11 protein-coding genes and 4 pseudogenes are annotated in these 20,562 nt (G+C 71.4%); 9 read left to right on the top strand and 6 right to left on the bottom strand.

The features are described 5' to 3' along the window. Nucleotides 1-97 precede the first annotated feature (97 nt). Entirely contained in the window at nt 98-565 is a 468-nt protein-coding gene (mce, locus tag GA0070617_RS23905; protein WP_091442922.1) for a methylmalonyl-CoA epimerase, read from the bottom strand. A 62-nt stretch (nt 566-627) separates the two neighbouring features. Between mce and GA0070617_RS23900 the strand changes: the two genes are divergently transcribed. The 3 genes from GA0070617_RS23900 (at nt 628) to GA0070617_RS23890 (ending at nt 3,736) form a co-directional block, all read left to right on the top strand. Further along, a complete protein-coding gene (locus GA0070617_RS23900; RefSeq protein ID WP_091442918.1) occupies nt 628-1,818 on the top strand; it encodes an acetyl-CoA C-acetyltransferase in 1,191 nt (396 codons plus the stop codon). Nucleotides 1,819-1,976: 158 nt separating this feature from the next. Next, a complete protein-coding gene (gene meaB / locus GA0070617_RS23895) occupies nt 1,977-2,912 on the top strand; it encodes a methylmalonyl Co-A mutase-associated GTPase MeaB (protein WP_229688523.1) in 936 nt (311 codons plus the stop codon). 410 nt (nt 2,913-3,322) lie between these two features. Beyond that, nucleotides 3,323-3,736 carry an Asp23/Gls24 family envelope stress response protein gene (locus GA0070617_RS23890; RefSeq protein WP_091442915.1) on the top strand — a complete coding sequence of 138 codons (414 nt, stop codon included), beginning with the start codon at nt 3,323-3,325 and terminating at the stop codon, nt 3,734-3,736. A 374-nt stretch (nt 3,737-4,110) separates the two neighbouring features. Here the strand turns inward: GA0070617_RS23890 and GA0070617_RS31805 are convergent. Further along, nucleotides 4,111-4,371 (bottom strand): annotated as a pseudogene (locus GA0070617_RS31805) (GntR family transcriptional regulator); the annotation flags it as partial. Nucleotides 4,372-4,559: 188 nt separating this feature from the next. Between GA0070617_RS31805 and GA0070617_RS31800 the strand changes: the two are divergent. From GA0070617_RS31800 to GA0070617_RS23860, 5 genes and pseudogenes are all read left to right on the top strand, one after another. Beyond that, nucleotides 4,560-4,887, top strand: a pseudogene (locus GA0070617_RS31800) (DivIVA domain-containing protein). Next, a pseudogene (locus tag GA0070617_RS31795) lies at nt 4,887-5,140 on the top strand (hypothetical protein). Before GA0070617_RS31800 ends, GA0070617_RS31795 begins: the two co-directional pseudogenes overlap by 1 nt. A 107-nt stretch (nt 5,141-5,247) precedes the next feature. Beyond that, nucleotides 5,248-6,936, top strand: coding sequence for a coenzyme B12-dependent isobutyryl-CoA mutase large subunit (gene icmA / locus GA0070617_RS23870; protein ID WP_091442910.1), 1,689 nt, complete (start codon nt 5,248-5,250; stop codon nt 6,934-6,936). Nucleotides 6,937-7,039: 103 nt separating this feature from the next. Beyond that, nucleotides 7,040-7,963, top strand: a complete 924-nt coding sequence (locus GA0070617_RS23865; protein WP_091442907.1) for a tetratricopeptide repeat protein — start codon at nt 7,040-7,042, stop codon at nt 7,961-7,963. A gap of 145 nt (nt 7,964-8,108) precedes the next feature. Next, a pseudogene (locus tag GA0070617_RS23860) lies at nt 8,109-9,020 on the top strand (arginase family protein); the annotation flags it as partial. A 690-nt stretch (nt 9,021-9,710) separates the two neighbouring features. Here GA0070617_RS23860 and GA0070617_RS23855 read toward each other — a convergent pair. Continuing rightward, nucleotides 9,711-11,654 carry a penicillin-binding transpeptidase domain-containing protein gene (locus tag GA0070617_RS23855; RefSeq protein ID WP_091442903.1) on the bottom strand — a complete coding sequence of 648 codons (1,944 nt, stop codon included), beginning with the start codon at nt 11,652-11,654 and terminating at the stop codon, nt 9,711-9,713. 280 nt (nt 11,655-11,934) lie between these two features. Between GA0070617_RS23855 and GA0070617_RS23850 the strand changes: the two genes are divergently transcribed. Beyond that, nucleotides 11,935-17,016, top strand: a complete 5,082-nt coding sequence (locus GA0070617_RS23850) for an NAD-glutamate dehydrogenase (protein WP_091442899.1) — start codon at nt 11,935-11,937, stop codon at nt 17,014-17,016. Nucleotides 17,017-17,088: 72 nt separating this feature from the next. Here the strand turns inward: GA0070617_RS23850 and GA0070617_RS23845 are convergent, their stop codons facing one another. The 3 genes from GA0070617_RS23845 to GA0070617_RS23835 form a co-directional block, all read right to left on the bottom strand. Next, entirely contained in the window at nt 17,089-17,769 is a 681-nt protein-coding gene (locus GA0070617_RS23845) for a class F sortase (protein WP_091442895.1), read from the bottom strand. Nucleotide 17,770: 1 nt separating this feature from the next. Then, nucleotides 17,771-18,469: a hypothetical protein gene (locus GA0070617_RS23840; RefSeq protein ID WP_091442890.1), complete on the bottom strand. Its 699-nt coding sequence runs from the start codon at nt 18,467-18,469 to the stop codon at nt 17,771-17,773. A 330-nt stretch (nt 18,470-18,799) separates the two neighbouring features. After that, nucleotides 18,800-20,305, bottom strand: coding sequence for a right-handed parallel beta-helix repeat-containing protein (locus GA0070617_RS23835; RefSeq protein WP_229688521.1), 1,506 nt, complete (start codon nt 20,303-20,305; stop codon nt 18,800-18,802). Between the last annotated feature and the right edge of the window lie 257 nt (nt 20,306-20,562).

Below are 20,562 nucleotides of genomic sequence, written 5' to 3'. Positions count from 1 at the left end.
CTGCCCGGCTACCTGCCCGCCGTCGGGGCGAGCCGGCAAAACGATGTTGGGAGGGGCCCCTTCCTATACAGAATGCGATAGGAAGGGGCCCTTCCTTTCACCCGGCGGGTTGGACCAACTCGACGAGGACGCCGCCGGCGTCCTTCGGGTGGACGAAGTTGATTCGCGAGTCGGCGGTGCCCCGTCGGGGGGTGTCGTAGAGCAGCCGCAGACCCCGCTCGCGCAGGGCGGCGCAGGCCACGTCGATGTCGGCGACCGTGTACGCCACCTGCTGCACGCCCGGCCCGTTACGGTCGAGGAACTTCGCGATCGTCGACTCCGGGGTCGCCGGGGCGAGCAGTTGCAGGCAGCCGCCGGAGGCGCTCGGCCCGACCGCCAGCATCGCCTCGCGTACGCCCTGCTCGGTGTTGGTCTCGGTGTGCACGCAGCGCATCCCGAAGGTGCGCTGGTAGAAGTCGATCGCCGCGTCCAGGTCGGCCACGGCGATGCCGACGTGGTCGATGCGGAGCAGTCCGATTCCGGTGGCGGGTTCGGCGGTGGGCTCGCCGGAGGTGTGCTCAACCATGGCGCTAGTCTGGCCGAACAATCGTTAAGGCGTACGGTCGGCACCCCCCTCGGAGGCAGGACATGGCTTCGGTGATCGTCAGCGGCGCGCGGACCCCGATGGGCCGGCTGCTGGGCAACCTCAAGGACCTCTCCGCCGTCGACCTCGGCGGGGTGGCCATCAAGGCCGCGTTGGAACGCGCCGGGGTCGCCCCCGACCAGGTGCAGTACGTGATCATGGGCCAGGTGCTCCAGGCCGGCGCGGGTCAGATCCCGGCCCGGCAGGCGGCGGTGGCGGCCGGGATCCCGATGTCCGTGCCGGCGTTGACCGTCAACAAGGTGTGCCTCTCCGGCCTGGACGCGATCGCCCTGGCCGACCAGCTCGTCCGGGCCGGCGAGTTCGACATCGTGGTGGCCGGCGGCATGGAGTCGATGACCAACGCCCCGCACCTGCTGCTCGGTCAGCGCACCGGCTACAAGTACGGCGACGTGACCGTCAAGGACCACATGGCGCTGGACGGGCTCACCGACGCGTGGGACAACTGCTCGATGGGTGAGTCCACCGAGCGGCACGGTGCCCGGCACGCCATCACCCGGGCCGAGCAGGACGCCTTCGCCGCGACCAGCCACCAGCGGGCCGCCGCCGCGCAGAAGAACGGCCACTTCGCCGACGAGATCACCCCGGTGGTCATCCCGCAGCGCAAGGGCGACCCGCTGGTGATCAGCGAGGACGAGGGGATCCGCCCGGAGACCACCGCCGAGTCGCTGGCGAAGCTGCGCCCGGCGTTCGCCGCCGACGGCACGATCACCGCCGCCAGCTCCTCGCCGATCTCCGACGGCGCCGCCGCCGTGGTGGTGATGAGCAAGGCCAAGGCCAAGGAGCTGGGGCTGAGCTGGCTGGCCGAGGTCGGCGCGCACGGCAACGTGGCCGGCCCGGACAACTCCCTGCACTCGCAGCCGTCCAACGCGATCAACCACGCGCTGCGCAAGGGCGGGCTGAGCGTCGCCGACCTCGACCTGATCGAGATCAACGAGGCGTTCGCTGCGGTCGGCATCCAGTCCACCCGGGACCTCGGGGTCAGCCCGGACCAGGTGAACGTCAACGGTGGGGCGATCGCGCTGGGCCACCCGATCGGCATGTCCGGCGCCCGACTGGTGCTCACCCTCGCCCTGGAGCTGAAGCGGCGCGGCGGCGGCACCGGCGCGGCGGCGCTCTGCGGCGGCGGCGGTCAGGGCGACGCGCTGATCATCCACGTACCGGCGGGCGGCGAGTGAGCGGCGCCGCCGAGGGCACCGGCGCACCGCAGCCGGCCGCCGCAGTGCCGGCCGCAGCCAGCTCGGCGCCGGCCGGTAACTCCCCGGCGCCGGCCTCGGGCCCGCCGACGCCGGCTGCGGGCACGCGGGTGTCGGTGCGCCGGAGTCGGGACGTACCGATGCTGGTGGAACGGGCCCGCACGGGTGACCCGCGCGCGGTGGCCCGGCTGATCACCCTGGTCGAGTCCGGTGACGAGCTGCTGCCGCAGGTGGCGGCGGCGCTCGCGCCGTACGCGGGGCAGGCCCAGGTGGTGGGGTTGACCGGGTCGCCCGGGGTGGGCAAGTCGACCACCACCAACGAGCTGGTCCGGGCGCTGCGGGCCGCCGGCCACCGGGTCGGGGTGCTGGCCATCGACCCGTCCAGCCCGTTCACCGGCGGGGCGATCCTCGGCGACCGGGTCCGGATGCAGGACCACGCCACCGATCCCGGCGTCTACATCCGGTCGATGTCCAGCCGGGGCCACCTCGGCGGACTCTCCGCCGCCACCCCCCAGGCGGTCCGGGTCCTCGAAGGCGCCGGCTACGACGTGGTACTCGTCGAGACCGTCGGCGTCGGCCAGGCCGAGGTGGAGGTGGCGTCCCTGGCCGACACCACGTTGGTGCTGCTCGCCCCCGGCATGGGCGACGCGATCCAGGCGGTCAAGGCCGGCATCCTGGAGATCGCCGACGTCTTCGTGGTCAACAAGGCCGACCGGGACGGCGCGGACGCCACCGTCCGCGACATCCAGGGCATGATCGCTCTCGGTGAGCGCGGGCCGGGCCAGTGGCGACCGCAGGTGGTCCGGGCGATCGCCGCCCGGGCCGAGGGGATCGACGACATCGCCGCTGCGATCGACAAGCATCGTGGCTGGCTGGAGCAGCACGACGAGCTGCGCCGCCGCCGCGAGACGCGGGCCGCCGCCGAGGTCGAGGCGATCGCGCTGGGCACCCTGCGCGCCCGGATCGGCTCACTTCGCGCCGGTACGGCCCTGACCGCGCTCGCCGCGAAGGTGGCCGCCGGCTCCCTCGACCCGTACGCCGCCGCCGACGAACTGATCGGCCAACTCGACTCCTGAGCCCCGGGCGGGGTCGGGGTGCGCCCGGGAGGCGTGCCCGATCTGTGCCGTGCCCCCCGGGTCGGGGACCCGATCCTGGAGGAAGATCTTGGAAGATTTGCGCCCCTCGGGGGGCTTTTCTTCCAAGATCTTTTCGACGTGCAGCTAGCGACGGTGTGGCACTCCATCCTCCGGTAGAGGAAAGCCACCAGGTCGATCGCCGGCACGAGACGTGAGGCACTCGAAGGTGCGAAGTGCAACGTGTCGACGTTGGCATGGCGGTCGGGTGTTGGTGCGATCACGTACTGCGATGTCCTGGTGTGTTTCCGCAGGGATCGTAGTCAGGCTTCGATCGTCCACAGCGGAACGCGGGGCCGGTAGGCTCTGCGCAGGTAGGCGGGCCGGTGGTGGGACGGACAGGGGAGCGGGACGTGAACTTCGAGGAGACGCAGGAGTTGTCCCTGAGCCCGGACGCCGTGGCGGGTGGCCGGACGCGGATCTCCACCGAGGTGGTGGAGAAGATCGCGGTGGCCGCCACCAAGTCGGTGCCGGGCGTGGCCGAGCTCGGCGGCGACCTCGCCCGCTTCGTCAACGCCGTGCTGGACCGGGTCGGACTGGATCAGGTAGGTGACGCCCGACGGGGCTGCTCGGCCCACATCACCAACGGTGCGGTGCTGATCAACCTGGTGCTGGTCACCGAGGCCGGGCACTCGGTCCCGCAGGTGATCGACGAGGTCCGCGCGAAGGTGACCCTGGCCGTCGAGGCGTACGGACTGCGCGTCGAGGAGATCAACATCCGGGTCGACGACGTGGCCTTCACCAACCCCACCGCCCCGGACGCCTGAGGCAGCGGACGGCTGCGCCAGCCACACCCGTTCGCCGCCCGTGCCCGGTCGTTGCCCGCGCAGCTTCCGGGAAGTAGTGGCCTCGTCCGGTCGGGATGCCACTACTTCCGCGATCTGACACCGACGCGTGGGCTGTTTCGCGGGTGCGGTTCGGTGGCGGTGGCGAGATCAGGCGGAGTCTGGCCGGTTCAGTTCCACTTCGTCGCCCGGCAGCAGGTCGACCTTGCCATCCCGGCTTCGGACCTCCAGGATCGACACGCCCTCGTCGAGCTGCATCGCGCGGCGCTCACATCCGTCGGCATTCGGGTGATCACCGACTCGCCGGCCGCGAGTTCGACCTGTCGGCGTTGTGGCGCCTCCCGGACCCGGGTGCCCAGGCCCCGGCTCGTGTTGACCAGACCTTCCGAACGCAGCAGTAGGACTGCTCTGCGTACCGCGTCACGCCCGATGCCGTACTCCTGCGACATGCGCGTCTCGCTGGCGAGGATCGAGCCGGCCGGCAGTTCCCCGGACAGGATCTTCTGCCGTAGCAGGTCTGCGAGCTGCGCGTAGACCGGCGTGCGCGAGTGCGGATCGATGGTCACGTTGCCAGCCTTGTTTCCCCGTCGCCACCATGACCCTTGGCCTTGTTGCATTAGGTACTCGTGGCCCTGTTTGGTTTTGGCTATGTTCCTCTTGACGGTCAGTGATTGAAGGTCAACGAGGAGTTCTCGTTCGATCGTGGATGTTCCTGGTGATCGGCCCTGTCGGCGTAGTGGTGATCTGGTATTTGCGCTGGTGGGCGGGTTGGGTCCGGTTCTGCAGGGAGGTTCGCGTGCGGAGGATCTTCGGGTGGCTCGGTCGACGCGAGCGGGGTCGGCGTCGCGGAGGAGCCGTCGACCCCAGGCCCGGTCAGTACCGGTCCCGCAGCTACCAGTTGCTTCGGCCGTGGCAGGTGCGCCGGCGGCGGTTCGGGTGGACGGCGTTCGGTAGGCGCGGGTTCGACCCGCAGGAGGGGGTCCGACTTCCTGGACCGGGTCGCCGACGACCTGGCCGCCGTCTATCTGGCGCTCGGTGAGAGCCGGCAGGAGGCGGCCCGGATCAAGCAGGCGTTGCGGGCCCGGCAGTCCGAGGAGGCGCGGCGGCTGGTGAACGCGGGACGGTTCCGCTGATGGGCGACGGAGAGCGGTTCGTCATCCATCTTCCGGTGGTCGCCGGGGACCTGCCGGCCGCCGCCCGGCTGGCTCGGGTGGTGGCCCGCTGGACGGGCGTGCTCACCCAGACCCCGGCGAGATCGCGGTCTCCTGCGAGGACGACCAGGGTGACCGCCATCGGGTCTTCTGCGACCGGCCGCTGGCCGGTGGTCGGCGGTGCGTGCTGCGTGACCGCCACGACGGGCCGTGCACCCGCCGGCTGCTCCGGTGACCGGGTACGTCGGGCCGGTTATCGGTCGGTACCAAGTTCCTTAGCGATCGTTCAGGAAGGGCCTTACACTCGACGTGCAGTCGAGGACTCGAGGAGGAGCCCCGCGTATGAACGCCGACGAGATCGCCGCCGGACGGGCCCGCTGGCAGGCCCGGTACGACGCCGCGCGCAAGCGGGACGCGGACTTCACCACACTCTCCGGAACGCCCCTCGACCCGGTGTACGGGCCACCGGAGGGCACCGGCTACCCGGGCTTCGAGCGGATCGGCTGGCCGGGGGAGTACCCGTACACCCGGGGGTTGCATCCCACCGGTTACCGGGGGCGGACCTGGACGATCCGGCAGTTCGCCGGCTTCGGCAACGCCCAGCAGACCAACGAGCGGTACAAGATGATCCTCGGCGCGGGTGGCGGTGGGCTCTCGGTGGCCTTCGACATGCCGACGCTGATGGGCCGGGACTCCGACGACCCGCAGGCGCTCGGCGAGGTCGGGCACTGCGGGGTCGCCATCGACTCCGCCGCCGACATGGAGGCGCTCTTCGACGGCATCGACCTGGCCGGCGTCACCACCAGCATGACCATCTCCGGCCCGGCCGTGCCGGTGTTCTGCATGTACCTGGTCGCCGCCGAACGGCAGGGCGCCGAACTGTCCAGGCTGGACGGCACCCTGCAGACCGACATCTTCAAGGAGTACATCGCGCAGAAGGAGTGGCTCTTCGAACCGGAGCCGCACCTGCGCCTGATCGGCGACCTGATGGAGTACTGCGCCGCCGAGATCCCGCGCTACAAGCCGCTGTCGGTCTCGGGCTACCACATCCGGGAGGCGGGCTCGACCGCCGCGCAGGAGCTGGCGTACACCCTGGCCGACGGGTTCGGCTACGTGGAGCTGGGGTTGTCGCGCGGCCTGGACGTCAACGTCTTCGCCCCCGGGCTGAGCTTCTTCTTCGACTCGCACGTGGACTTCTTCGAGGAGATCGCCAAGTTCCGGGCCGCCCGCCGGATCTGGGCCCGGTGGCTGCGCGAGGTCTACGGCGCGACCAGCTCCAAGGCGCTCTGGCTGCGTTTCCACACCCAGACCGCCGGGGTGTCGCTGACCGCCCAGCAACCGGTCAACAACGTGGTACGCACCGCCGTGGAGGCCCTCGCCGCGGTGCTCGGTGGGACCAACTCGCTGCACACCAACGCCCTGGACGAGACCCTGGCGCTGCCGACCGACGAATCCGCCGAGATCGCCCTGCGGACCCAGCAGGTGCTGATGGAGGAGACCGGGGTGGTCAACGTCGCCGACCCGCTCGGCGGATCGTGGTACGTCGAGGCGCTCACCGACCGGATCGAGGCCGAGGCGGAGGAGATCTTCGCCCGGATCCGGCAGCTCGGCGGCGAGGGCCCGCACCGGATCGGCCCGATGACCTCCGGCATCCTGCGGGGCATCGAGGACGGCTGGTTCACCGGCCAGATCGCCGAGTCGGCCTTCGTCTACCAGCAGGCCCTGGAGAAGGGCGACAAGCGGATCGTCGGGGTCAACTGCCACACCGGTACGCTCGCCAAGGAGCTGGAGATCCTGCGCATCTCGCACGAGGTGGAGCTGGCCCAGCGGCGGGCGCTCGCCGAGCGCAAGTCCGGCCGCGACTCGGCGGCGGTCCAGGCTGCCGTGGAGCGGATGGTCGAGGTCAGCCGGACCGACGGGAACATGATCCCGGCGATGCTGGACGCGGTCCGGGCCGAGGCGACCCTGGGTGAGATCTGTGACGCCCTGCGCGCGCAGTGGGGCATCTACCGTGAACCCCCTCGATTCTGACTTCTCCCTCGACCGCAGGGGCGGTGAGCTGGGGGTGAGAGGAGCAACTGTTGGCGTCGCGGTTGATCTGACTTCCGGCGCCCGCGTGCGAGACTAGGTAACCATGAGCGACCCACGGATCACCTCGTCGATCTTCACCCGCGGCGCGGTCGACCTCAGCGCGCTGCGCACCCCCGCACCGGCCCCTGCCCGTCCCGCCACACCGGCCCAGCACCCCGGAGCGCCCACCGGCGTACCCGGTGGTCCCGCCGGTGCCGGCGGCTCCGTGATCGACGTGACCGAGGCGACCATTCAGTCCGACGTTCTCGAACGCTCGCTGAACGCCCCGGTCATCGTCTTCTTCGGGGCCGCCGGATATCCGGAGAGCGACCAGTTCGCCCCGGTGCTGGAGCGGCAGGCCGCCGAGGGCGGTGGCGCCTGGACACTGGCCCGGGTCGACGTCCAGGAGAGCCCGCGAATCGCCCAGATGTTCCAGGTCCAGGGCATCCCCACGGTCTACGCCCTGTTCGGCGGCCGGCCGGTCGACGCCTTCTCCGGCGTGGTGCCCGAGGCCCAGCTGCGGCAGTGGATCCAACGGGTACTGCAGGCCGCCGGGGTGACCGTCGAGCCGGCGGGCGACCCCCGGCTGGACGAGGCGGACGACGCGCTGATGAGCGGCGACCTGGACGCCGCCGAGCAGGCGTACCGCAAGATCCTCGCGGAGACCCCGGCGGACGCCGCGGCGGAGGCGGGGCTGGCCCAGGTCGGGCTGGCCCGGCGGGTGGCCGGCGCGGACCCGCAGGCGGCGCTCGCCGCCGCCGAGGCCGCCCCGGACGACGTGGACGCGCAGCTGCTCGCCGCCGACGTGGAGGTGCTCAGCGGCCTGGCCGAGGCGGCGTACGCGCGGCTGGTGGCCGTGGTCCGGCGCACCGCCGGGCCGGACCGGGAGAAGGCCCGGCAGCACCTGGTGTCGCTGTTCACCGTCGCCGGCCCGGACGATCCGGCGGTCGCCTCGGCCCGCCGGGCGTTGGCCAGCGCCCTGTTCTGAGCAGGAGATCCGCAGCGCGGGCCGGCGTCGCGCCGGCCCGCCCGGGTGCGGCAGCGGGCCGGCGTCCTGCCGGCCCGCACTGGTCCGGCAGGACGTGTCCGTGGAGTCGATGAGGTCGTGAGCGCCGAGCCGGGGGGAGCCCAACATGCGTCGGATCGCCGTCCTCGACGCGCCTACCAACCTCGGTCTGCGTCCGCCCACGCCGACCTCGGTGCCCGGCTGCGGCAAGGCCCCCGGCGCGCTGCGCGACCACGAGCTGGTCACCCGGCTGCGGGCCCGCGACGCCGGCTGCCTCACCCCGCCCCGGTACGACCCCGGTGACTGGCGTCCCGGTGACGGCGTCTGCCACGCCCGGGAGATCTCGGACTACTCGGTGACCCTGGCCGAGCGGATCGGCGCGATCATCGACCGGGGGGAGTTCCCGCTGGTGCTCGGCGGGGACTGCTCGGTGCTGATCGGGTCGGCGCTGGCCATGCACCGGCTCGGCGAGGCGGTCGGCGGGCGGATCGGGCTGGTCTTCGTCGACGGGCACTCCGACTTCCGGCACCCCGGCAACGCCTCCTACGTCGGCGCGGCAGCCGGCGAGGACCTCGCCCTGGTCACCGGGCGGGGCCAGGCAGACCTGGCCGCCATCGAGGGCCGTCGGCCGTACTTCCGGGACATCGACGTGGTGGTGCTCGGCATCCGGGCGCAGGACGAGTACCGTCTCGACCTCCAGGCGGCCGGCATCGTCACCCGGCCGGTGCCGGCGCTGCGGGCCGAGGGCGCGGCCCGCACCGCCCAGTGGGCACACGAGCAACTGGCCGACTGCGCCGGCTACTGGGTGCACATCGACGTCGACGTGCTCGACCCGGCGGTGATGCCGGCGGTCGACGCCCCGGACCCGGGCGGCATCGCCTTCGCCGAGCTGGAGATCCTCCTTGCCGGCCTGGTGGACACCCCGCACTGCCTCGGCGTCGAGCTGACCGTCTTCGACCCCGACTACGACCCGGAGGGGGCGTACGCGGCGGAGATCGTCAACACCCTCGTCGCCGGTCTGGCCCCGGTCTCTGCCCCGGTGGTGGTGCCGGCCTCCGTTCCGGTCGCCGCGCCGGCTGGTGTGCCGGCCTCGACGGCGGTTTCTGTACCGGCGTCGGCCGCGGCCTCCTTTCCCGGCTCCGGAGCCGCCGCCGGCTCGGCTCCCGAGGACGGCATCGGTCCTGTGCGTGCCGGTATCGGGGCTGCGACCGGCGGCACTCCTGTCGAGGCAGGCCCCGGTCAGCTGCCGGCTGGCTCGGATCCAAGCGGTGGTGTTGGCCCCGCGTCGACAGATGCCGGCAGCCCGTCGGCGCCGTCCCAACGGGAGCCCGGCCTGGCCGAAAACCGGTGGACACCGGCACCTGCTCCGCGCGAGCCCGGAGCGGACCGGGTTCCACCGGTGGCTCCCGGAACCGACCAGGCGTGAGCGGGTCCCCTGGAACCGGCCAGGCGCGAGCCGGGGTGGCCTGCGTCGAAGTTCGAACGCCCCTGCCCCGACCCCGCCCCCGCCCCCGCGCTCCTGCGCGGCCCAGGCTCCTCGCTCTCTCCGTACCCGAGCGGGGTGTAGATCTTGGACACTTACCGTTCTATCTGGACGGTAAGTGTCCAAGATTTACTGTGGGATCCGCCCGGCCCAGCCCAGCCAGGTTGGTGCTCGCGTGGCTACGGTCCCGCTTGTCGGTGAGCGGGGTGCCCCGCTCTACCTCAGGCGTTAACAAGGGGCCCTTCCTTACCGGAGGGAGCGGAGGAAGCGGTTGGTGATCGGGACGGCGCTGTCGGTGCTGGCGCCGCCGGACTCGACGAAGACGGCGAACGCCACGTCACCCTGCCAGCCGACGAACCAGGAGTGGGTGTTGGCCGGGTCGTCGTCGTACTCGGCGGTGCCGGTCTTGCCATGTACCGGGTCGCCGGGCACGTCGGCAAGCGTCTTCGCCGTCCCCTTGGTGACCACCTCGCGCATCATCGTGCGCAGCGGCTCGACCGACTCCGGCTTGAGCTGCGGGCCGGGGGCGGCGGCCTGCCCCGGTGCCGGGTCGAGGACCAGTTTCGGCTGCTCGAAGCGCCCCCGGGCGACGGCTGCGGTGGCTGCCGCCAGGGCCAGCGGGCTGACCAGGGTGGTGCCCTGGCCGAAGGAGGCGGCGGCCTGCTCGACCGGGGAACCACCGGTGGAGACCTTGCCGGTGAAGGCGTCGACGCCCAGGTCCCAGCTGCCCTCCAGGCCGAGCGACCGGCCGGCGGCGGCGAGCCCGTCGGGGCCGAGCTTCGGGGCCAGTGCGGCGAACGCGGTGTTGCACGAGCGGGCGAAGATGGTCCGGAACGGCACCGAGCCCAGCTCGAAGTCGTTGGAGTTCTTGAAGGAACGCCCGTCCACGGTGAACGTCTTCGGACAGTCGACCCGCCCGTCCAGGGTCACCGCGGCCTGGTCGAGCAGACCGAGGGCGCTGACCATCTTGAAGGTCGAACCGGGTGGCACCTGGGCGGAGAAGGCGAGGTTCTCGCCGGGCGCACCCGGGCCGTTGGCGGTGGCGAGCACCGCGCCGTCGCTGATCCGTACCGCGACCAGGGCGGAGCGCCGCTTCTCGGGCCGCAGCGCCGCGTCGGCCGCGTTCTGGGTGGCGACGTCCAGGGTGGTCTTCAGCGGTGCGCCCGGCTGCGGGTCCTGCCGGAACAGCTCGGTGTCGGTGGGTGCCAGTTTGCCGTCCTGCCCGGTCCGCTTGATGATCACGGCCAGCCCCGGGGTGCCGCGGAGCCGTTCGTCGTACCGGCCCTGGAGACCACCGTGGCCGACCAGGTCACCCTCGACGTACCGGTCGGGGTGGGCCTTCAGGTCGTCGGCCTGGGCCGGGTCGACCGAGCCGAGCAGGGCGCGGGCGAACTCCCGGGTCGGGGCCAGCTGCAGCTCGTCGGTGGGGAACTTGGTGCCGGGCAGGTCGTAGATGCGGGAACGGATCTGGTCGTACGCCGGTTTGCGGAGGGTGACCACCTCGACGAAGGCGTCCGGTTTGGCCTCGGCCAGGCGCTTGGGCAGGTCGCTGGTGTCCACCGGCGGAACCAGCGCCGGCTTGATCGCCTTGAACGCGGCGTCGAGCTGGCCGGCGAGTTTCCGGGCGTCGGTGACCTCGCCCGGCTGCACCCCGACCCGGACCACCGGTCGGGGGGCGACGATCGGCTCGCCGGCGCCGTCCAGGACCGCGGCCCGGGAGCTGACCTCCCGGCGCAGGCCCAGCTGGTCACCCTTGGTGAGCTGCTCGTGGACCAGCTGTGGCTCCCAGACCACCTGCCAGCCGTCGTCACCGCCGCGCTTGAGCTGGAGCTGACGGTCGTACGACCAGCCACCGCCCGGCAACGGCCAGTTGATCGCCACGGTGGCCGTGGCGGTGTCCTTGGTCACCTTCGGCTCGCCGGAGCGGCGCAGCTCCGGTGGGGTCCCGGCCAGCTCCCCGGAGAGTTCCTTGAGCTCCTGGGCCACCTGGTCGGCGCTCAGCCGGTCGCCGGTCGGCGCGACGAAACCGACCGCGCGCAGGTCACCGGAGCGCCAACCGGACAGAAAGGCGTCCACGCTGCCTTCCGGGCCGTCCGAGTCCGAACAGCCGGTCAGCACGCCGGCCGCGAGCAACACGGCGACCAGCGCGTTCTGGTACGGACGGCGGCGGTGCGGGCGGGCGCGCGGCATCGGCGTTCCTCCGGTCTCGGGTCTGTTGCGCACGTTAGTACGACCTGTCCCCCCGCACTGTCCCCGGCGGCGCGAACACGCGGAAAGACGGGCCGGTGACGGGGTGATGAAAATCCCAGGCCGGGGTATCCATCCGCCGTCCGTTCCCGTACCCACCAGGGGTGAAGGGCTTCAACCCCGATCCGGACGTCCGGTGGTCCGCCGAGCAGTACCTAGATCGGCAGGCCTAGGCTGGGCGGCAGAGTGACCCACAACGCGGTGGGTTGAGGGGAGTGCACCAATGGACCGGCGTCCGGCGATCAAACCGGGACCCGACCTCCGGCAGGCTGACACCAGCCCGGCCGACAGCTTCGATTCGGCGACCGACGGGGACGGCCCCGGCCGACTCGACACCGGAGTGACCGGCTTGACCGGTTCCAGTGTCGACACCATCTACGATCTCGGACTACCCCCGGAGGCCCTCGGCGACGACGTCGAGGACGCCGAGCTGGACGAGCCGGTGCCCAACGCGGAGCGCCTGGTGGCCCAGGCGGTCGCGCTCGCCGGGGACGACCACGACGCGGCGACCCTGGTCGGCCGGTTCTGGCGGTTCGCGCCGGACGAGGAGCTGATCGGTTTCACCGCCGAGGAGATGCTCGACGCGGCGCGGGCCCACCGGGACCTCGCCCAGCAGCGGGTCCCCGGCGAGCTGAAACTGCGCATCCACGCCCCGGGCACCGACCAGCACCACACGGTCATCGAGATCGTCACCGACGACATGCCGTTCCTGGTCGACTCGATGACGGCGCTGCTCAACTCGCACCACCTCGACGTACACATGCTGGTCCACCCGCTGGTGGTGGTCCGGCGCGAGCCGCTGGGCCGGCTGACCGAGGTGTCGGCGGACGTCGAGCCGGACGACGCGATCGCCGGGGACCTGGTCGAGAGCTGGATGCGGATCGAGATCGACCCGGTCCGCGACGCCGAGCAGCGGGACCAGCTGCGGCGGGAGCTGCAGCGGGTGCTCACCGACGTGCGGGAGGCGGTGGAGGACTGGCCGAAGATGCGTCAGCGGGCCCTGGCGCTCGCCGACGACCTCGCCTCGGCCCGGACCTCGCCGAACCGCCCGCCGGTGCCGGAGAAGGACATCACCGACTCGGTGGAGCTGCTGCGCTGGCTCGCCAACGACCACTTCACCTTCCTCGGTTACCGCGAGTACCGGCTGGTGAACGCGCCGACCGACGAGGCGGCCGGCCGGCCGGGCGGCCAGGCGTTGGAGGCGGTGCTCGGCACCGGCCTGGGCATCCTGCGCCAGGACGCCCCGGAGGCCCGCGCGCTGGCCTCGATGACGCCGGAGGCGCACGAGAAGGTGCTGGAGAAGCGCCTGCTGATCATCACCAAGGCGAACTCCCGGGCCACCGTGCACCGCTCCGCCTACCTCGACTACGTCGGCTTCAAGATCTTCGACGAGCGGGGCGAGGTGGTCGGGGAACGGCGTTTCCTGGGCCTGTTCTCCACCGCCGCCTACCGGACCAGCGTCCGGGAGTTGCCGGTGGTACGCCGCAAGGTGGCCGAGGTGCTGGACCGCTCCGGGCTCAGCCAGCGCAGCCACTCCGGCAAGGACCTGCTGCAGATCCTGGAGACCTACCCGCGCGACGAGCTGTTCCAGATCAAGACCGACGACCTGTACCACGCGGTGATCGGCGTGCTGCGGATGGCCGGCCGCCGGCAGCTGCGGGTCTTCCTGCGGCGCGACGCGTACGGGCGGTTCATCTCCTGCCTGATCTACCTGCCCCGGGACCGCTTCACCACCCAGAACCGGCTGCGTATGCAGGACATCCTGCTGCGTGAGCTGAACGGGGTGGGGGTCGACTACACCACCCGGGTCACCGAGTCGATGCTGGCCCGGGTGCACTTCATCGTCCGTACCGACCCGAACAACCCGCCCGGGGACATCGACGCCGACCTGCTCGCCGAGGAGCTGGCCGACGCCACCCGGCTCTGGGACGACGACTACCGGCTGGTGCTGGAACGCAAGCTCGGCGACGAGCAGGCCAAGCACCTGTTCACCAGGTACGCCGACGCCTTCCCGGAGGGCTACAAGGACGGGCACACCCCGTACGAGGCGATGAAGGACCTGGCCAAGCTGGAGCTGTTGGAGGAGTCCGGCCAGCTGGAGATGCACCTGTTCCGCAAGCAGTTGGCGCCCCGGCCGGGGGCCCGGATCCCGGGTGCGGACCTGGTCGAGGCGATGGACGTCCGGTTCAAGGTCTACCGGTACGGCGAACCGATGATGCTCTCCGCGGTGCTGCCGGTGCTGCACTCGCTGGGTGTCCGGGTGGTTGACGAGCACCCGTACGAGGTGGACCGGATCGACGGCCGGATCTGGCTGTACGACTTCGGTCTGCAACTGCCCGAGGGCCACCAGGACCTGGCCGAGGTACGTCCGCACGTGGAGAACGCCTTCGCGGCGGCGTGGCGGGGCGAGGCCGAGGTGGACGGCTTCAACGAGCTGGTGCTGCGGGCCGGGCTGACCTGGCGGCAGGTGGTGGTGCTGCGCGCCTACGCGAAGTACCTGCGCCAGGCCGGCACGGTCTTCTCGCAGGACTACGTGGAGTCCACCTTCACCGCCAACCCGCAGCTGGCCGCCCTGCTCGTCGAGCTCTTCGAGGTGCGCTTCGCGCCTGATTCGGAGCTCGACGCCGAGCAGCGGGAGCGGCGCAGCCAGGAGCTGGTGACCGCGATCGGCACCGCGCTGGACGAGGTGGCCAGCCTGGACCAGGACCGGATCCTGCGGTCGTACCTGACGTTGATCCAGGCCACCCTGCGGACCAGCTTCTACCAGAAGCGGGTCGACGGTCGGCCCAAGTCGTACGTGGCGTTGAAGCTGGACCCGCAGGCCATCCCGGACCTGCCGGCGCCCCGCCCGAAGTTCGAGATCTTCGTCTACTCGCCCCGGTTCGAGGGTGTGCACCTGCGGTTCGGGCCGGTGGCCCGGGGCGGGTTGCGCTGGTCCGACCGGCGGGAGGACTTCCGGACCGAGGTGCTCGGCCTGGTCAAGGCGCAGATGGTGAAGAACGCCGTGATCGTGCCGGTGGGTGCCAAGGGCGGCTTCGTGCTGAAGCAGAAGCCGGGCGACCGGGACGAGGCGGTGGCCTGCTACCAGGAGTTCATCTCCGCCCTGCTGGACGTCACCGACAACATCGTCAGCGGGGAGATCGTCGCGCCGGAGGACGTGGTCCGGCACGACGCCGACGACCCGTACCTGGTGGTGGCGGCGGACAAGGGCACCGCGACCTTCTCCGACATCGCCAACGAGATCTCCAAGGCGCACCGGTTCTGGCTGGGCGACGCGTTCGCCTCGGGTGGGTCGGCCGGCTACGACCACAAGAAGATGGGCATCACCGCCCGGGGCGCGTGGGAGTCGGTCAAGCGGCACTTCCGCGAGCTGGGGCACGACACCCAGAACCAGGACTTCACCGTGGTCGGCGTCGGCGACATGTCCGGTGACGTGTTCGGCAACGGGATGCTGCTCTCGGAGCACATCCGGCTGGTGGCCGCCTTCGACCACCGGCACATCTTCCTCGACCCGGACCCGGACGCGGCCAGCTCGTACGCCGAGCGCAAGCGGCTGTTCGACCTGCCCCGGTCGTCCTGGGAGGACTACGACACCGGGCTGATCTCCGCCGGTGGCGGGGTGCACCCGCGTACCGCCAAGTCCATCCCGATCACGCCGCAGGTCCGGGCGGTGCTCGGGCTCGACGAGGAGGTCGGCCAGCTCAGCCCGCAGGAGCTGATGAAGGCGATCGTCACCGCTCCGGTGGACCTGTTCTGGAACGGCGGCATCGGCACCTACGTCAAGGCCTCCAGCGAGACCAACGCGGAGGTGGGCGACAAGTCCAACGACGCGATCCGGGTGGACGGCCGGAGCCTGCGCTGCCGGGTGGTCGGCGAGGGCGGCAACCTCGGCTTCACCCAGCACGGCCGGATCGAGTACGCGATGACCGGCGGTCGGATGTACACCGACTTCATCGACAACGCGGCCGGGGTGGACTGCTCCGACCACGAGGTGAACATCAAGATCCTGCTGAACACGGCGGTCGCCGACGGGGAACTGGACGTGCCGGAGCGTGACGAGCTGCTCGCCGGGATGACCGACGAGGTGGGCGAGTTGGTGCTGCGGGACAACTACGACCAGGCCCGTGCGATCAACAACTCCCAGGCGCAGGCCAGCTCGCTGCTTCCGGTGCACCGCCGGATGATCACCGAGTTGGAGCGTTCGGGCGCACTGGACCGGGCCCTGGAGGGGCTGCCCTCGGACGAGGAGCTGACCAACCGGGCCGGCTCCGGGCTGACCGCACCGGAGTTCGCGGTGCTGCTCGCGTACGTCAAGATCGCGCTGGAGCGGGAGATCCTCACCGAGGGGATCGCGGACGAGGAGTGGACGACCGACGTCCTGGTCAACTACTTCCCGACGCCGATGCGGGAGCGGTTCGCCGACCGGATGGGGCGGCACCGGCTGCGCCGGGACATCGTGACCACCGTGCTGGTCAACGAGGCGATCAACCGGGGTGGCATCACCTTCGTCTTCCGGGTGGTCGAGGAGACCGCCGCGACGGCGGCGGACGTGATCCGGGCGTACGTGGTGGTCCGTGAGGTCTTCGGGCTGCGTGCGGTGTGGGACGCCGTCGAGGCGTTGGACAACCGGGTCGACCCGGAGTTGCAGACCAGCGTCTACCTGAACACCCGGCGGCTGCTCGACCGGGCCGTGCGGTGGCTGGTGACCAACCGGCGTTCGCCGCTGGACGTGCCGGCGGAGATCAGCCGGCTGCGCGAGGGGGTGGCCCGGCTCCTGCCGGAGCTGGAGAACCTCTTCTACGGCAGCGAGCGGGACGGGATCACCGGGCACATCGAGGCGATGGTCGAGCGTGGGCTGCCGCGCGAGTTGGCCGAGCAGGCGACCCGGCTGATGTTCAGCTTCGGTCTGCTGGACATCGTGGAGACCGCCACCCGCAGCGGTAAGGACGTGGGTGAGGTGGCCTCGGTCTACTTCGTGCTCTCCGACCGGTTCCGGGTGGACTCCCTGCTGTCCAAGATCTCCCTGCTGCCCCGGGAGGACCGCTGGCAGACGCTGGCCCGGATGGCGCTGCGCTACGACCTGTACGCGGCGTTGGCGGCGCTCACCGCGGAGGTGCTCGACTCCACTCCGCAGGGTCAGCAGCCGCTGGAGCGGGTGTTGCAGTGGGAGGAGTCCAACGCCACCTCGATCCGCCGGGCGCAGCGGGCGATGGGCGAGTTCGCCGAGTCCCGGGCGGATCTGGCCGCCCTGTCGGTGCTGCTGCGGCAGATCCGTACCCTGGTGCGGACCTCGGCCGCGGCCTGAGCGACCGGGCCGGCGCGGTCCGGGCGAGGCAGGCGGGGGACATCCCCGCTGCTCCGTCCGGACCGCGCCGGCTCACTCGGCCAGGGTGGCGAAGACGACCGTGTTGTTCAGGTACGTCCCGGCGTTCTGGTCGAACTGACCACCACAGGTGACCAGCCGTAGGCCGGGACGGTCGTTCGGGCCGTACACGAGTTGGCTGGGAAAGTCGGTCTTCGGGTACGACCGGACCGCGTCGATGGTGAAGGTGAGCGTCCGGCCGTCCTCCCGGGTGACCTGGACGGTGCCTCCGGGTTGCAGGGTGCCGAGGGACCAGAAGACGGCGGGTCCCTCCCGCGAGTCGACGTGTCCGATGATCACCGCGTTGCCCACCTCGCCGGGACTGGCACCCCGCTGGTACCACCCGGTGAGGTCGGCCTGCTCCAGCGGCGGGGTCTGGACTGTGCCGTCCGGGTTGGTGCCGAGTTCCAGGACCGAGGTGTGCACCCCGATCTGCGGGATCGACACGGTGATCGGCCGGGACCGGGGCAGCCCGGGTGCTCGCGCGCCGTCCTGCCCCGACTCCTGGGGTGCCAGATCGGGATCGGTCGCGTGCGGTCCGGCCTGGGTGACCGGAGCCGGTGGCGGGGCGGTGGGGTCGGTGCTCAGGGCGACGCCCAACAGCCCCGCCCCGACCATGGCGACGAGCAGGACGACGGCCGCGCCGGCGGCGCGCCACGGTGTCCCGTGACGGCCGCCGGCCCGGTTCGTCCGCACGTCAGACCAGGGACCCATTGGTCCGACGCCGCCGCATCAGCACGACGCCACCGAGCGCCGCCGCGCCCAGCATGCCCGCCCCGCTGGCGGCCAGGCCCGTGTCGGTGCCGGCTCCGGCGCCGCCGGCACCGGCCTCGACGCCGCCCTTGGGCAGTACGACGAGCGTGCCCTCGCCGCAGGAACCCTTGAGCTCGTAGGCGCCCGGCTCGGCGTCCCACGGGATCTTGACCTCGGCGAAGTACACGAACTCGTGCTCCTTCTCCTTGGCCTTCTCCTCGTCGGCCTTCTTGTGCTCCTCGGCCTTCTTGTGCTCCTCTTCCTTCTTGGCGTCGTCCGCGGCGCCACCGCCCCAGCCGCCGTCGGACTGCTTGCCCTCCTCGTAGGAGCCCTTGTCGCTCTCCTCGCCGCTCCAGCCGCCCCACTCCTTCTCGGCCGGCTTCTCGGCCGGGTGGAGCTTGACCTTTCCGGTCACCTCGGACCAGACGAAGGCCTCCTTCTGCGGCTCCGGGCAGACCTCGACGAGCTTGACCTTGTGCCCGGCCTTGACGACCTCGGGCTCGGCCAGCACGTAGCCCTTCTTGTGGTGCTCAGCCTCCGGCTTGGCGCCATCGGCGAAAGCGGTGGCCGGCGCGAAGACCAGCAACGACGCACCGCCGAGGGCGGCACCGGCAACGACCTTCCCGAGCATCTTGTTAGCCATGACCCCAGTCACTCCATCCCTTTTTGTCCTGAACCCGGCGGCAGCCGAGCTACGACCGACGTTAGACCGATTCGCGAGGTATGGAAGCAAAGATTCATGTTTTGCTCCTCCCGGGTGAACCGCGCCGGAACGCCCCCGGACGCCGTGGTCGGGCCGGTTCGGCTTCGCCGCGCTCGACCTGCGGATCCGTTCCCCTCGCCCCGGTCTCGGTGATCCCGGCCGGCTTGACCCGGTCATGACGGTCCCGGCCGTTCTCCGGTTCGGTGTGCCGACCTGACCGGCTGGTGGGCGGCCGGGTGGGAGCGCTGGACCCACCCGGCCACCGGTGGGTCAGCGGAAGCAGTTACCGATCGGGGCGGGGCTGCCCTGGCAGTTCGTCGGGCGGTTGTCGGTGACGACGCTGCGCGGGTCCACGTTCACCCGCAGGTTCCGACCGAAGATGCCCCCGGGGGCGACCACCGAACGGTTCTCGGTCACCCGGCTGGCGAAGAGGCTGACCTGGCCACCGGAGGCGTGGATGCCGCCGCCGGTCGACGTCGCGCCCACCGCGCCGTTGCCGGTGATCTCGCTGTGCCGGACCGGAACGTTCGACCGGTCGGTGAAGAGCCCACCGCCGAAGCGGTGTGCCACGTTGGCCGTGACGACGGTTGCGTCCAGGGTGATCAGGCCCCGGGATGCCCAGACGCCACCACCGTCACCGGTGGCGAGGTTGTCGCGGACGGTCAACCCGCGCAGGGCGATCGTGGCGTCGGAGTTGGCGATGCCCCCGCCGTTGCCGGCGGTGTTGCCGGTGACCTTGGTGTCCCAGACCCGGGTCCGGGCGGAGAAACTGGCCAGACCGCCGCCCTGCGTGGCGCTGTTGTGTTCGAAGGTGCTGCCACCGATGTCGGCGGCACCCCGGAAGTTGGCCAGGCCACCGCCGATCGCGGCGGCGCTGTTGTCGCGGAAGGTGCTCCCGGTGACGGTCAGCACCCCCCCGTTCAGCAGGCCACCGCCCCGGCCGGTCCGCGCGGTGGCGGCGTTCTGGGTGAAGGTGCTGTCGGTGACGACCAGGTTGCCGTCGTTGAAGACCGCTCCGCCGCCGCCCTCGGCGGAGAAGGAGAGGCTCTGGGTGATCGTGGTGCGCTCCAGCACCGCGCTGCCGCCGTGTACGACGTGCACGCTGCCGCCCTCGGCCACCGAGCGCCCGTTCCTGAGTGTGACGTCGCTCAGCTTGAGCTCGCCCCCGTCCCGCACGGTGAAGAAACGGAACTCCGGCGCGTTGGGGTGCCGGGCGATGGTGGCGCCGTCACCCTCGATGGTGATCGGGTGGTAGACCACCGGCAGGCCGGAGCTGTTCTCCCGCCGGATCTGCTCCTTGGTCTTGGCGGTGTTGCTGGTGTTCTCCCCGTTCTCCAACTGGTCGGAGGCCTCCCGTGCGTCACGTACCCCGCCGTCGAACCGGTCGTCGTCGAAGGCTGCCTCGGTAAGCGTGTAGGTGCACTTCGGCGCGAGCCGCAGCGTGCCGCCGCCCTGGGCGTCGGCGTGCACGAGCGCGGCGACGAGCCGGGCCGGGTCGCAGGGCACGGAGACCGCTGCCGGTCCCCCGTCGGGGTGGGACCGGTTCGGGGAGTCGGCCCCGTCGGCGTCGCGCTGCCCGATCGTCGACGGCGCGGCGAGGAGCTGCCCGAGTACGTTGCCGCCACCGGCCGCGGCGGCCACCCCGGTCAGGCCGGCCGCCCCGGCGACCAGGCTGCCCGCCACCAGCCCGCCGGCCAGGAACCGTCGTCGCGTCGTCTGGGCCGTCCGGGTCCGGGGCCGACCGGAGGTCCCGCGCCACCGTTGGAACGTGGACATCACACTTCCCTGCCTTTCACGCGTGACACGGCCGCACCAAACCGGGCGCGGAGTGGCTGAGGTCCTGTCCAGTCACTGACGCCACGGTACGGCGACAAAGCGGACAAGTAGCCCCAATATGAGAAAACCATACGAATCTTCTTGCGGTTCCCTCGGGAGAGTGGAAATGACCGTCAGGTTGCCGCCGTGACCTGCGAAGTGAGCGATAATTAATCGACCCGTTGCCATGGAAGCGCTCCCATGCAAGAATCGCTGCA

Source organism: Micromonospora yangpuensis (assembly GCF_900091615.1).
In the GTDB taxonomy this organism is placed as follows: Bacteria; Actinomycetota; Actinomycetes; order Mycobacteriales; family Micromonosporaceae; genus Micromonospora; species Micromonospora yangpuensis.
This window is presented reverse-complemented; position numbering and strand designations above follow the sequence as displayed.

Excerpts from the sequence above, each read along its gene's own strand:
- GA0070617_RS23840 (WP_091442890.1), bottom strand. The coding sequence starts at position 18,469 with ATGGCTAACAAGATGCTCGGGAAGGTCGTTGCCGGTGCCGCCCTCGGC.
- GA0070617_RS23900 (WP_091442918.1), top strand. The coding sequence starts at position 628 with ATGGCTTCGGTGATCGTCAGCGGCGCGCGGACCCCGATGGGCCGGCTG.
- GA0070617_RS23850 (WP_091442899.1), top strand. The coding sequence starts at position 11,935 with ATGGACCGGCGTCCGGCGATCAAACCGGGACCCGACCTCCGGCAGGCT.
- icmA (WP_091442910.1), top strand. The coding sequence starts at position 5,248 with ATGAACGCCGACGAGATCGCCGCCGGACGGGCCCGCTGGCAGGCCCGG.
- mce (WP_091442922.1), bottom strand. The coding sequence starts at position 565 with ATGGTTGAGCACACCTCCGGCGAGCCCACCGCCGAACCCGCCACCGGA.
- GA0070617_RS23855 (WP_091442903.1), bottom strand. The coding sequence starts at position 11,654 with ATGCCGCGCGCCCGCCCGCACCGCCGCCGTCCGTACCAGAACGCGCTG.
- GA0070617_RS23835 (WP_229688521.1), bottom strand. The coding sequence starts at position 20,305 with ATGTCCACGTTCCAACGGTGGCGCGGGACCTCCGGTCGGCCCCGGACC.
- GA0070617_RS23865 (WP_091442907.1), top strand. The coding sequence starts at position 7,040 with ATGAGCGACCCACGGATCACCTCGTCGATCTTCACCCGCGGCGCGGTC.
- meaB (WP_229688523.1), top strand. The coding sequence starts at position 1,977 with ATGCTGGTGGAACGGGCCCGCACGGGTGACCCGCGCGCGGTGGCCCGG.